The sequence below is a fragment of the Thermoplasmataceae archaeon genome, assembly GCA_038729425.1.
Taxonomy (GTDB): Archaea; Thermoplasmatota; Thermoplasmata; order Thermoplasmatales; family Thermoplasmataceae; genus B-DKE.
The window spans coordinates 202,356-215,025 of the sequence record JAVYSB010000003.1; the positions used below are offsets into that span (position 1 = coordinate 202,356).

12 protein-coding genes are annotated in these 12,670 nt (G+C 43.3%); 4 read left to right on the forward strand and 8 right to left on the reverse strand.

Annotation, left to right across the window (positions count from 1 at the left end; genetic code table 11):
- Positions 1 to 586 precede the first annotated feature (586 nt).
- The 6 genes from QW597_04355 to QW597_04380 all read right to left on the reverse strand — a co-directional run bounded on the left by QW597_04355 (position 587) and on the right by QW597_04380 (position 5,705).
- Entirely contained in the window at positions 587 to 1,081 is a 495-nt protein-coding gene (locus QW597_04355) for a hypothetical protein (protein MEM0155817.1), read from the reverse strand.
- A 204-nt stretch (positions 1,082 to 1,285) separates the two neighbouring features.
- The gene (locus QW597_04360; GenBank protein ID MEM0155818.1) at positions 1,286 to 2,341 is read right to left on the reverse strand and encodes a C4-dicarboxylate ABC transporter; all 1,056 of its coding nucleotides are present in this window, start codon (positions 2,339 to 2,341) and stop codon (positions 1,286 to 1,288) included.
- Positions 2,342 to 2,380: 39 nt separating this feature from the next.
- Positions 2,381 to 3,115: a carboxymuconolactone decarboxylase family protein gene (locus QW597_04365; protein ID MEM0155819.1), complete on the reverse strand. Its 735-nt coding sequence runs from the start codon at positions 3,113 to 3,115 to the stop codon at positions 2,381 to 2,383.
- A gap of 339 nt (positions 3,116 to 3,454) precedes the next feature.
- Positions 3,455 to 3,889 (reverse strand): Lrp/AsnC family transcriptional regulator, encoded by a 435-nt coding sequence (locus tag QW597_04370; protein MEM0155820.1) that lies wholly within the window; start codon positions 3,887 to 3,889, stop codon positions 3,455 to 3,457.
- A gap of 362 nt (positions 3,890 to 4,251) precedes the next feature.
- Positions 4,252 to 5,361 carry a bile acid:sodium symporter gene (locus QW597_04375; protein ID MEM0155821.1) on the reverse strand — a complete coding sequence of 370 codons (1,110 nt, stop codon included), beginning with the start codon at positions 5,359 to 5,361 and terminating at the stop codon, positions 4,252 to 4,254.
- Between the two features lie 2 nt (positions 5,362 to 5,363).
- The gene (locus tag QW597_04380; GenBank protein MEM0155822.1) at positions 5,364 to 5,705 is read right to left on the reverse strand and encodes a winged helix-turn-helix domain-containing protein; all 342 of its coding nucleotides are present in this window, start codon (positions 5,703 to 5,705) and stop codon (positions 5,364 to 5,366) included.
- Between the two features lie 345 nt (positions 5,706 to 6,050).
- Here QW597_04380 and QW597_04385 point away from each other — a divergent pair, with 345 nt between their 5' ends.
- The gene (locus QW597_04385; GenBank protein ID MEM0155823.1) at positions 6,051 to 7,916 is read left to right on the forward strand and encodes a DNA/RNA helicase domain-containing protein; all 1,866 of its coding nucleotides are present in this window, start codon (positions 6,051 to 6,053) and stop codon (positions 7,914 to 7,916) included.
- Positions 7,917 to 8,019: 103 nt separating this feature from the next.
- On the opposite strand, the gene QW597_04390 is transcribed toward QW597_04385, so the two are convergent.
- Positions 8,020 to 8,484: a hypothetical protein gene (locus QW597_04390; protein MEM0155824.1), complete on the reverse strand. Its 465-nt coding sequence runs from the start codon at positions 8,482 to 8,484 to the stop codon at positions 8,020 to 8,022.
- A gap of 135 nt (positions 8,485 to 8,619) precedes the next feature.
- On the opposite strand from QW597_04390, the gene sppA reads away from it, so the two are divergent.
- The 3 genes from sppA (at position 8,620) to QW597_04405 (ending at position 11,481) form a co-directional block, all read left to right on the forward strand.
- On the forward strand, positions 8,620 to 9,357 hold the full coding sequence (gene sppA, locus QW597_04395; GenBank protein ID MEM0155825.1) for a signal peptide peptidase SppA: 738 nt from the start codon (positions 8,620 to 8,622) through the stop codon (positions 9,355 to 9,357).
- A 66-nt stretch (positions 9,358 to 9,423) separates the two neighbouring features.
- Entirely contained in the window at positions 9,424 to 9,888 is a 465-nt protein-coding gene (locus QW597_04400) for a chromate resistance protein (protein MEM0155826.1), read from the forward strand.
- Between the two features lie 228 nt (positions 9,889 to 10,116).
- Positions 10,117 to 11,481 (forward strand): MFS transporter, encoded by a 1,365-nt coding sequence (locus QW597_04405; GenBank protein MEM0155827.1) that lies wholly within the window; start codon positions 10,117 to 10,119, stop codon positions 11,479 to 11,481.
- Between the two features lie 203 nt (positions 11,482 to 11,684).
- Here QW597_04405 and QW597_04410 read toward each other — a convergent pair.
- Positions 11,685 to 12,670 (reverse strand): MFS transporter (locus QW597_04410; GenBank protein MEM0155828.1); only part of this gene is annotated, 986 nt, incomplete at its 5' end.

The window sequence follows — 12,670 nt, forward strand, 5'->3', positions numbered from 1 at the left end:
ACCTGAAGATTTTGCATCCACTGCGCCACTACGAATAGGAAAGATTCGATGGGCAATCAATGAGACCTGTTTTTTGGATATAATTGAAGCGCTATTATGGTATTCGCTCAAAACAATAAGCAAATCCCGACCGGTCCATTAAGCATGCCGCATCGTTATGATCGTCAAGGAATTTTGTCTAATTGACATCACAGTACAATAATCAAGATTGAATTTTGGAATTATATCTCAAATCATGGTGTACTAAAATGTCTGCAGGAAAACCCCAGTCATTTTCACCCAAAAAAAAGAAATGGTCGGAGGGTTTCTCCGAAACTTTATGGTGTGGCAAGTTTTAGAGTAAATATTGCAGGTTCTCTTCAAGATACTTTTCTTATTGTCGTCAATATGGTAGCTATTGACTCGCTGGATTAGGCCAGTTTTATCCAGAAGCATTTTAAAACGTCATAAAAAAGGCAATCATTTTATTTTTAATGTCTGATAAAGGATCACCAGAAGGACAACATTGATTAAATACCCTCCATTTGCAAAATCGCGCTTTAAATTCTTAGTTACCTTGTTTGGCAGGATCCATGCAGGAGTCCCATCATTCTTTAACAATCATTCTTTCCGCCTTTCCCATAATCTTTCCAAGGAAATATAGGCTAATTGCCGCAACTATCAGGACGCTTACTGCACTCATTGCCATGCCTACCGACCATCCAAAAAATTGACCAGACATCAAGAATAACACACCGTTAGTTATTGCGCCTATGACCCCTGCCAGAATAACAACGGCGCATATCTGTAAAGATAGAGCATGAGAGCTTATGCTAAGGATAATAAAAACTAGTGAAAGAAGTAGTATAGTAAACCCAACGGCAACGTGTGCGAAGATGAACGCATAGTGACTTGCAAAATATATTATCGATTGAATTGCCCCAAGGGTTTTCACTGGAATGTTTACCTCTAGGTTTATTGTCATTCCTAGCCAGAATTGGGCGATTAATAACCCAAGAAGAAGAAAGATTAGATTTCGCATCCTAATGAAAACCTTAGATTCTTCAATTGTTTCCTCTTTCTTCATATTATTACCACTCATTTTTAACACTTTTAGCACTTATCGGTTTCCTTCTTATAAGAACCTCTTTGGTTAAAGATAAGAGAGCCCTTCCAGTCAGCAATGCAATTGCTGCCAGAAAAACCCAGACCCACTAAAGCATCCCGGTTTCTAATTGAGGCTACCTGTTGAGGGTGGTCTGAAATCTTTAGAAAGCCAGAAGATACTAATTAGATCCCCAAATCCTTATTGGGCATGCCCCCCTTGTACCACTTTAATCGACTTTGTCCTCTGTACCCTGATAAATATTACTGTATTGACCCAGCCATAGACCCAGAGGATATTTAACATTGCAGCAATGACAATGAATATCCAGAACATCCAAGGAAAATTAATAACAGTCATGATTCTGAGAGTGGATGTTGCAAAAAGTCCAAGTGGGAAACCGTACGCCCATACGCCGAGATTGCCCCTTGATGGCCTTGCAAACATAATTATTAGTACAACAAGGAAATTCCAAACTTCGAATCCCCAAAGCATTATTGCCAACAGGCCCACTTCATGAATGCTGATGCTGAGGCTACCAATGGCGCTGAAACCGGAAATCGTGAACAGGTTCAGTACAATAAGACTTGCAATTCCAACAGGTAGCATCGTGGTTGGAAGAGACTCATGCATCTTTGTGGAGACATGACCTGACATTGCAAGAGATCCGATGAAGATATAGAGGAAGAAGAAAATTCCAAGCCCCATTATAACCAGGAACGAAATTGCTTGGCTTTGAACTCCACCATAATAATTCACAACGTAAGGTGCAAGAAACACACTGGTACCGATTGCCAGCGGAGGTATTACGATTGCATAACTTATCTCCCTCGGCGCAATTTCCTTTGTGTAAAGTCTATATCCCAACAGTACTCCGAGAACCAGGGAAAGCGCGTAGAACAGGTAGAAATCAAACAGAGAAAGTGCGGCAGAAAACGCGTTTATGCCGAAAAGCGAAATCATCTGCGCATTGCCCACAAAGCCCACAATTGGAATCAGCGCGATGAAGCTGAGCCTGGTGAGGTTATCCCAGTGAGACCCCTCTTTGGCCTGTGATGAGAAACCTCTGATTACCCACAGCACAAATATTATAGCGAAAATTAAAAGACCAGTAAAAGAAAGTACTTCACCCGCATCTCTGTAAATTGGGTTATTTTCCCTGTTAAAGATCAGTAAATAAACCTGTGCAAGTGCCAGCGTAGATATGGGAATCCCAAACCATTCGGACCCCACTGTTTTCAACGTATTCTTTTTCATTGTAATCAACGTCCATAGTTTTTCTCGCGGAAATTATAGTCATTGTTCCAATGGCTTTGTCGCCAGTGCCCTGAGCATCTCAATTGAAGTAATAAATGCCCTGTTCCCTGTTATGAAACGTGAGACGGCAAGAGCGTCCTCAACTTCTGCAATTGACCCTCCAGCCATAAGAAATTGCTTCAGGTATGTTCGAGAGCACTCTTCAGACTGGATGGATACGCTGACAGCATACGAAATCAGATATACCGATTTACTACCAAGCATAAATGGCGAAAGAAGTTCTGATTTTTCCTTGAGATGCTCTGTGAACAGATCAAAAGAGAACTTCGACAGCGCAATGAGGTTCTCTGGCAGCTTTTCCATGCCGGTTTCAGCTTTTATCTTATTGACTATTTTAGTCGCTTCTTCGCTTTTTGTGTTCACATGCCCGATTTCCTCTAATATAGGAACTGAAGATTTAAATGTGGACATCGTTGATGACATCAGGGCCATTTTTGCAGCTTTCAACGCATCCAGTATCTCAAATGGCTCAGTACCAAATTTCTTGGAAAGACTGAAGTGTATATTCACAGAGTTACTTTGCCCATTTGCAGCAGAAACAGCTATTGCTATCAGAGAGAGCATTTTCGGATCTAGGCTCTTTCTTCCAAGATACAGTGATTGATTCTCTCTGAACTGCTCCATTGCCAAGTCCTCATTAATATTGCCAAGAAGACCGACAATTTCTGGCACCTTTCCGAGGGTTGCCTTTGCAAAATTATTGATCTGTTCCATTCCCTTACCCATAAACCCGCAATGAGTGATGCTTACATAATGAAACCGCTGAAATTTTGCGTCGGATACGACATAGTTCTGGCAAATTTTGCCTGAGCGTTTAATAAATCCCAAAATCATACATTAAGCCAAAATTAAGCAGGCTATCACATACAAAGTATGTTTGCGTTAAAAGAGCTTTTAGAAGAAGTGGCCCCGGATCCATATATTGCAATACCGCAGATGAAGATACAGATCATTCTGAAGGCAATATTCTAGAACTCCAGTTGCAACAGAAACACCAGAAATATGCCCGTTGTAGGCATGGGGGGTTCCGGATACCACAGGAGAATCCTATGACTAAAAAGGAGTGTCTAGTACCACTTCGAAAATCACGTCAAACACTCCATATTTTGGAAGGACTTTTCTTGCATATTCTCTGACTTCTCCGCAATCATTCCCTATAACCTCAAGATAAAACCTCCGCTGTCCAGTGGCAATGGAGAGTCTCTTGAACATGTGATTGTTCTTGGCAAAAGAGATGAACGGATCTATTTTCTCTTCCGGAAGGTTAAATATTATTAGCGACCTGCATTTTAAGCCAATCTCTGAATAGTTAATCTCACCCCTGCAGCCCTTTATGATCCCTCTCCTCTTGAGAAGCACAATTCGGTCTCTGACGGTCCAAAGGTCTCTGCTAGTCTGTTCGGAAATTTCACGGTAGCTTTTTGTGCAATCCTTCTCCAAGATCTCCAGTATCTGCATATCCAGAGAGTCCAGCCTGATTTCTTTCATCGCGATATTATTTCTCTGTCTAATAAAAAACTGATCCAATCTAAAGGCGGAACAGAATCTCAACATACCGGTAAGTAAAGCCTTGCATGTCACCTAAAATGATGGCGACGTATTGCGAACCTGTGATATTATTCTAATATATTCAGAATAGTTTAATCTTCAGGTGATAGCTTGGAGACCTTATGCAACCCATTGAACGAATTACTTGAACCTCCACTATCCTGAAGTATTGAGGTTTGTATGTGCGCATTGGAAATGATATCATTTGCAGCAGTTAATTGGCGAGTAATTCCATGTAACCACCAAACCTGTGACTCAGTTGTAATAAAACTGAAATTAAACAATGGTTTGAGGGGAGTTTATTATTTCCCACCGACAATCTCCGGTCCCCCTCTTTCTGAACCAATTTCCTGTTCTTCGGGATGAATCGCATTTCCGGACTTATCCCCGAGGAACCGTTTTACAAACTTTTCAAGGTGTATGTAGATTATCGCGAGTACAGGCTGTATCATGGGTATAACGGCCGGGGCCAGTGCCGAATCTCCCTTTAGCGCCATTACGGCAATTGTTGCTGCAACACTTTGATTCTTTGATACTGAAATGAATGCGACAGCCTGGTGGTCTTCATATCTCAGGTGCATGAACCTGCTGACGATCATTGAAAGCAACAATATTCCGACGATTATACCGGCCTGGTAGCCTATGAGGTAACCCACCAACCTTGGCATTGTGATAATAACCGACGCCTCCTTGTCCACCATCACAAAAATAAGTGCAAGCATGGAAAGCATCGTAACCAGTGATAAGTATTTCTTTGAAGTTTTGTTCGTCACAACAGGCCCCTTCCATCTCATGAGGATATATCGAGTTATCTGGCCTGCTATCAGGGGAAGTATGAGGATGTAAAGTATGGATATCATTATTGGCTCAATGGGTATGGCTACAGAGGCCTGGCTGCTGTATAGTCCCAGAATGAAGGGTATTGCCGGAACGGCAACAATGAGGCTCACGATTGCCAGTGCGGTTGCCAGTTCTATGCTTCCGCCAGCTATTAGCACATATCCAAGAGAGGCGCTTGATGCTGGCACTATGTTGGAAACCACAAAACCCGTGCCTATGGACGAGCCGAGTGACGGAGCGACAATAAAGGCCACAACTGGAGAAATGACAAAAACGTAAATGATTGAGATGAGTATCTGTCTCCACGATCTCAACTCTTTCAGGAAACCTTCGGATTTAAGCTGTATCATCGACGGGTAGATTGTCATTATTGCGAAAATAATGACCAGATTTGCGAAGAGCCCTTTATTTGCAGTAGTAAATTGCATTGTGTAATATCCGAATATGATAGCGAAAACCACGGACAGAAGTGTATACAGGAGCAGGTATTTCCTTACATGTTCAGCCAGTGCTGAAACTTTTCCTTTTTTTGATGGTTTGCCTTGGGTATTGGAACTCACTTTGTCAGCCATGTTTATCGCCTGTCCTCAAAACTTTCCTGGTTTCTCATAATATCATCTATCAAACCTGCGTATCGCGGATTTATGAAATAATAGCTGTATTTCCAGGTCTCCCTCTGCTTAAGGAGGCCAGCATCAAACATCTTGCGAAGGTGTGTGGTTATCGTGGGTTGAGGGAGTCCGAGAGCAGGTTGAAGCTCGCAGGCACAAACTTCGCCATACTTCGAAATCACAGCAAGTATGGCAACTCTTGTCCTGTTTCCCAGCAAATTGAGAAACCTAGAAATCCCCTCGAATTTTCCAGTGTCTACACTTTCCAAGTTCTTTATCTCACACGAAGCAACGGCGTCAGTCATTTGTTCACCTCAGTTATGTCCAGCTTTCACACCGATCTCAGATACATCTCCTCTTCTGGCTGTATTTTTACTCTCAACAGCAATTTAGTTGTTATCAACAGTATCTACATTGATGTGGTTTCTGTTACATTTGTTCTACCCCTCATAACAAAATCATATAAGAATATGACGATATGACAAAACGGTCACTTACCCATATATGTAAGTTAAGCATGATGAATGCCATACCGAAACGACAAACCCCTATAGCTTGGCTATGAGTCTCCTCTCTAACTTTCAACCTTACGCTTGACCTCATGTATGCTTATAGATAAATTCAAATTTGTTTAATCTCATTGGGCTATGATGGGAAATTATGCATGGTTTTCTTCCACATCTGATTTTCTGAAGGAGCTGGAAAGCTCGGCATTCCTTTTAAATCTTAAGGAAAGATTTAAGGCGTCATTTAGGCAGGAGCCATCAATTGAACAGATGAATTCCTGGAAGGCAGAAATCGGGTACCTCAGGCAAGTTCTTAGCGGAGTCAAAGGGTCCATAATTCTTGAATACAGGATTCCTGGAAGCGGAGAGAGGGCAGATGTTGTGATCATTTCTGAAGGAGCTGACAGAAACGCCATTGTGCTCGAAATGAAGGGCTGGAGGAAAGCTTTCAGAAAGAATGCTTTTATTTATGAAACAGACCAGAACCCGAAGGAAAAGATCGATCCAGTGTACCAGCTCCTAAATTATGTGGGCAAAATCCGTTTTACAAGTTCGTCAGGAGATAGATTTCGTGTGGACGGCAAGGTGGTTATGTACAACGTAGACCGCAACACAAAGGAAGAGATCGTGATCTTCAGATCTGAAGAGAGAAAATTGGAAAGCTTCCTCAAATTACTTATATCTACTGTTGACGCAGATGATAATGGCAGAACATTTGTAAATTCCTATTACAGGCAGAACAAAGCTCTTTTTACTGCGATCAGGGAACATTATCATGATCTGAAAAAAGGAGCCATGGATGCCCTTGCGGCGGGAGGTTTTGGTCTTTATGCGGATCAGCTTTCAGTCTTCTCCAGGTTAGGTGAAGCTGTAGAAAAGAAGGAATCAGGGCAATTCCTGATCGAGGGTGGTCCAGGATCGGGTAAGACCCTTATAGCCCTTGAACTGCTACTGAAAGCTCAATCGGCGGAAATGTCGGGTGCAATCTGCTACAGGAACAATAGGATGGTGGAATCTTTAAGAAAACTCTTCGCTTCTATCGAAAGGGGACTTGATGCCGACATAAAGTATTTCTCCACGGGCAGGCCCGGCAATCCGGGCGTTGCCGAACAAGGTTGGAATGGGGACCTTCAATTGGCAATATTTGATGAAGCTCAAAGGATGACCTTTGAAAACATCAGCCTAGCTGGCAGATCCGCTAAGACCACGATGTTTTTCTTTGACGAAAAACAGATACTGAGCAAGGCTGAGAAAGGCACTATGGAAAATTTTCTTAAGGTATATCCGGACGCGACTCGTTTGAAACTGAGCGGCCTTTACAGAAACGGTTTAGAATATGGAGAATTCGTTGAAAACCTGCTCAATTCAAAACCAGAACCCATAGCCACTGGTGACTATGAAATTGGTTATTTTGAGGAGCTTGGGGAAATGCTTCGGGAACTCAGGAAACGGCAGATAAGAGGAAAGACAGCGCTGGTCGCTTCGTTCACTGAATCAAGGGGTGATGGAAAGAACAGAAATTCCATGGATAATGTGAGAGTTGGCTATCCATTGAGTTCTGGATTCAATCTCTATAAAGACAGCGGCTTAACATTAAAGTGGCTGATGGACCCCAAAAGAGACTACGCTCCATTCTGGGTAGATGGCCAATGCAATGCACTTGAAACCTGCGCCTCGGTTTATGGAAGCCAGGGGTTTGAAGCGGACTATGTTGGAGTAATATGGGGACGCGATCTCGTATGGAGAGGAAACAGGTTTGAATTGGGAGACAACTGTGAGGACTCCATGGGAGGAAAAAGCAGTCTCAAGAGCATGTTCTTCAAGGGAAAACTGGGAAAGCGTGAGGATTATGATCTCGCGAGGGCTCTCCTCATAAACAGGTACAGAATACTGCTGACAAGAGGCATAAGAGGTACCTTCGTGTTTTGTGAAGACAGGGAGACTTCTGAGTTCATGAAGCAAACCATGAGCGTAGCCAGTAATGCTTTATCTGGGCAATATATGGAGTAAACAAATAATTTACAACAGCAAATAACAATGAAATGGCATTTCCCTAGCTGCCATTATAAAATGGAAAATTACAGGAATTTATCCAGCCATTCAGTAATATGTTTTACCGCGTCCAATCCGGTGAAGCGCCAACTGCGTTGTAATGCAGGCTGGCATATTCTATCATATGTCTTTCCAGAGGCAAATCCTCAAGTTTCAGTACGTGATTTGCACAGTCTGAATAGGGGAAAAAATCGTCTCTATGCTTTGAAAGCGTCTCTTCAATTCTCTGAACATCCTTTTTTCCTGTAATTAACATCACATGTTCCTTTATCTGGTCGATATATTCCCTCAGCCTATAGTTCCAAAGCTCCTTTGAAAACGGAAGATTCGCCAAGAGTTCACGGGATCTAAGAACCTGTCTCACTAGATCAGGAAAAACAGGATCTATGGTAATCGGTTTTCTGGCCATAAATTCAGAAATCAGTGTCACAGCTGGCAATTTTTCCCTGCCGTCAGGTTTTGTCACTGTCCCGTATACTGGAATATAAAGTGCATTACAGCTGAATTCTCGATTTTCAATAGTCACCTTAATCACCGGAAGATTTTTTCTTTCGCAGATATGAATAATAAAGACGGAGAAGGCTTGATTTCGGCTGGGAACAGAGGAATCATTCTATGTTTGGATTGCAAAAGGTATTAAGTATAGTTCGATTAGATAATTATGGCGTTCATAGCGGTCACCGATTTGGCAGGTAACATAACTTACAGAAAAGCAGAATCACTTACTCCGATTCTTGATGCAATGGCCGAGAGTAGGAAAGTCGCAGGGCTGCTGTTAAGGATAAACAGCCCTGGTGGTGAAGCCACAGCTTCTGAGATCCTGTACAGAAAACTCCTCAAAGTGAGGGAAAAGAAGCCGGTGATCGTTAGTGTTTCATCTGTATGCGCCTCTGGAGCATACTGGATCGCAAGCGGATCCACAAAGATATTTGCAATGCAGACATCCATTGTGGGATCAATAGGCGTCATTGGGGTATACCCGAGCTTCAAGAAACTCCTTGATCGAATGGGTGTTGAAGTGAATGTAACCAAGGTTGGGAAATACAAGGATCTCAACAACCCTTTCGTTGAGCTAACGGAGGAGGGCAGGGAAAAGACGGAAAAAATCATGAATTCAATCTTCTACACATTCAGAGACGCAGTTGCGCTGGAAAGAAAGATCGAGAAACCAAAGATAGACGACATTGCTACAGGGGAAGTCTTTTCCTCACAGGACGCTCTTTCGTCTGGCCTTATTGATGCTATCGGAACCTTCGACGATGCCTTAGAAAATCTTAAAGCGAAGGTTGGGGTAAAAAAGGTCAGAAGCGTTCAACCAAAGAGGCCATTCCTGCCACGGATTATTGGGACAACCGTCATTGACAGTATATCGGAGTTTATGGATTCTGGAAAATTCTGACATCTGGGGTCTCATATAAGCGCCTTTATCGAAAATTTCTTTATACGTTGCTATGATGATCACCTTATGAAATGGGTCACAAGAGAGAAGGCAAAGGTAGATCGAATAGCATGCCCTTGGGTTATAAGCAGATTTGTTGATAAGGAAGCTAAGTTCTTTTTTGTGCCCAAGGAACAGGTCCTGAAATTCGCCAGGGATAACGGTGCAATAGCCTTCGACACTCCAGGAGCGGAGTTGATGCATTACGAGGAAAATGGGTATGAATACGTCAGTTTCGATGCGGTCATTAAGAAATACAAACTCCATGATCCCGCACTTCTGGAGCTGGCAAAAATTGTAAGATCGGCGGACGCCGAGCCTCCCGATGCAAAACCAGAAGGTGTTGGGCTGGAAGCCGCTGCCTTAGGGTTCCGGATAATAGCGAAGGATGACCATGAGAACATGAAACTCCAGTTCCCGATGTACGATGCCCTTTATGCATACTGTAAGTGGAGGATCGAAGAGGGGGGAAAACTTGAGCATTCCATATAACTTTCACCACAGCCGGATGGAACCCCACAGATTCCGTTCAGATGTCAATCGAAGACACCCTGGGCGTCTGCATTTCGCCATTTGATAGATTACCTGGCATGATAACTTTGTCCAGTTACGATGAGGCAAGTGATCAAAATCACTTTAGCGATACAGCTTTCCATGAGAAATTCTACTCAAATATGAGTAATTACTCAAAGTTTTAATATAAAGTTACAATCCCCAACTGTGTTCGAGGACCTGAACAGCAGCCCCCTGAGAGCATTTCACTTCAGAAATATCATTGTAAACGGCGTCGGTGTCTTTTCCGACTCGTACAACCTTTATGCATTTTCACTTGTATACTATACGGCAGCACAATTCCTTGGCCTGGATAGTGTGCAGAAATCACTTATTACGGCCTCCGCATTCTATGGAGCAGCCCTGGGTGCAGTATTGTTCGGTGTGGTAGCGGACAGGATCGGAAGAAAGCCCATGTATGGCATAGACCTTGCCCTGATTTTTGTCGGATCCATCGCGCAGCTCTTCATATATAATTTCCCAACCCTCTTCCTTTCGAGGTTTGCCATGGGATTCGGCATTGGTGGAGATTATGTGATGTCACCGGTAATCATGGCTGAAAATGCAAACTCCAGAGACAGGGGAAAACTCATGGCTACAACCTTCTCAATAATGTATCTTATGGGAGCGACGATGGCCGCCTTTGTATTGCAGGTAACGGCCCCCATTCTGCCGGTTTCAATTTCGTGGAGGGTGGTCCTATCCTTTGGCTCTATTCCCGCACTGCTAGTCATTTATTACAGGAGAAGGATACCGGAAACAACAAGGTTTCTCACACGCGTCAGGGGCCAGGTCCCCAAAGAAACGCAGGACATGACTCTTTCTGAGCAAAATAGATCGGGCAAAGATGTGATTACTTTCAAGGCAAGACTATTGACTTCGCTTCCGGTCATAATCACTGGTTCAATTCTCTGGGTGTTATACGATACCTATTCCACGACGTTCACGGTTTATGGGCCGATCACCATAGCATCTGCACTTGGGCTCACTCCCATAACCTTTACCTATGCTGCAGTTTTTATGGCAGGTTTGCCAGGGACTATTCTGTCGCTGATTCTCATTGACCGTATAGGCAGGAAGAAGCTGGTTGCCATTGGATATGCTGGTGTGTTTGCCTCCCTGCTGCTATTTGCCATTCTACTTATTCACCCATCCTTTTTTGGATTGTATGGAAGCATGCTAGTCCCTGGCCTTGTAGGTGTTGCCGCAGGATTGGGATTTACATTTTATCTTTTCAATTACCTATTTTCGGCACTGGGACCAGCAACCGTCATAGGCGGAACCATAATAGTTCCTGAGCTCCTACCAACGAAGGTCAGGGCAAGTGGACAGGGCATAAATGTATCCATCGATCGTCTCGCCAATGCCCTTGTGATCACGGCCTTTACTACACTTATAGCGTTCGTTGGTCTCGGATACATCGTGCTGATCTACGCGATGATAGCGATTGGGTCCAGCATCCTGATGTTTCGTGCGGTGCCAGAAGCAAAGGGGAAAACCCTGGAAGAGCTCGCAAGTGAGTCTCCCGTATGAGAGAGATCGAGAAAGCTGGGAAAGAAGATCTCAAAGATTTATAGGGAACACTGTTGCCCAGGCTGATTACGATGAATGCAGCAGTCACTGATGGGAACTGGGATGGTATAATCTCTTCTGATATTCTGGCAGGGCTTTAATGGGTGTGATGCCGATCCTAAAATAATGATCATTATCCAACAGGCCACAAACAGTGGAAGGAATCATCTTGTGTAAAGACTTCTACTCTGCCTGTGCAGGAAGATAAGACCTAGGGTTGCGGCCAGCGCTATGGCAGAAAGCGCTATGAATGCAAAACCAAACCCAAACTCACCACCTATATATCCGAAAAGTACAGGTACGATGACAAATATAATGTTATTGAAGCCTAGAAAATATGAATTAGCGCTGTTCCTTTCTTCAATACTGGTCCCTCTTGCTATGAGAATAGATGCCAATGGGAAGATAGAACCATGTGGTATTCCGAGTACAGCCATAATGACCAGAAAAATAATGAACGAGTGGGCTAATGGGATCAGCAAGATAGGGGCAATGGTCAGGATTGCAGACACTATCAATGGTGCGTAAAGTGCATTGAATGGTTTCACTGCCATCAACAATCTCGTTAGAAACGATACAATGAAGAAGTAGATGAAAGACGAATACGCCACACTCCCTGATACTTTGAATTCCTCTACAGCAAAGATCACGGTGAACGAGGTGATTGCGGCAAATGGCACATTGTAAATTGTATTTGCCAATACTGCATTCAAGAATCCCTTGTTTTTGAGTGTTGAAACTCCCCTCACCTCACCGCTGACTTCAGGGAATTTTATGAAGGGAGAAATTGCAGACCCGAGGATTGACAGGCCAACAAAGGGTAGAAAGACCTCCCTGTAATTAAGGAATTTTAGCAGCCATGTCTCAAGAGAGGGTCCAATTACTAGGCTCAGGCTGAGACTCAGGGAATATATCGCAAGCAACCTCATCTGCACAAGGTGATCTCTGTGCACCGTAGCAGATGTTATTAAATTCGGAAAAACGAAACCGGAGACAACTCCTGTTGCAATTGCAAGTGGCCAGATCAAGATTGGAGATGAAAAGTAGAATAGAAGGAGGATAACCGGTATAACGAACGCAGAACCTATGAAAACAAATCTTCTGGTCCTTCTTGCAAGCATCGGGTTAAGGTAGGATGTCGCAACGAAAG

Bases quoted from the DNA above. Each gene is read 5' to 3' on its own strand.
- QW597_04385 (MEM0155823.1), top strand. From the start codon at position 6,051: ATGGGAAATTATGCATGGTTTTCTTCCACATCTGATTTTCTGAAGGAG.
- QW597_04375 (MEM0155821.1), bottom strand. From the start codon at position 5,361: ATGGCTGACAAAGTGAGTTCCAATACCCAAGGCAAACCATCAAAAAAA.
- QW597_04360 (MEM0155818.1), bottom strand. From the start codon at position 2,341: ATGAAAAAGAATACGTTGAAAACAGTGGGGTCCGAATGGTTTGGGATT.
- QW597_04355 (MEM0155817.1), bottom strand. From the start codon at position 1,081: ATGAGTGGTAATAATATGAAGAAAGAGGAAACAATTGAAGAATCTAAG.
- QW597_04365 (MEM0155819.1), bottom strand. From the start codon at position 3,115: ATGGAACAGATCAATAATTTTGCAAAGGCAACCCTCGGAAAGGTGCCA.
- QW597_04400 (MEM0155826.1), top strand. From the start codon at position 9,424: ATGAAATGGGTCACAAGAGAGAAGGCAAAGGTAGATCGAATAGCATGC.
- sppA (MEM0155825.1), top strand. From the start codon at position 8,620: ATGGCGTTCATAGCGGTCACCGATTTGGCAGGTAACATAACTTACAGA.
- QW597_04380 (MEM0155822.1), bottom strand. From the start codon at position 5,705: ATGACTGACGCCGTTGCTTCGTGTGAGATAAAGAACTTGGAAAGTGTA.
- QW597_04370 (MEM0155820.1), bottom strand. From the start codon at position 3,889: ATGAAAGAAATCAGGCTGGACTCTCTGGATATGCAGATACTGGAGATC.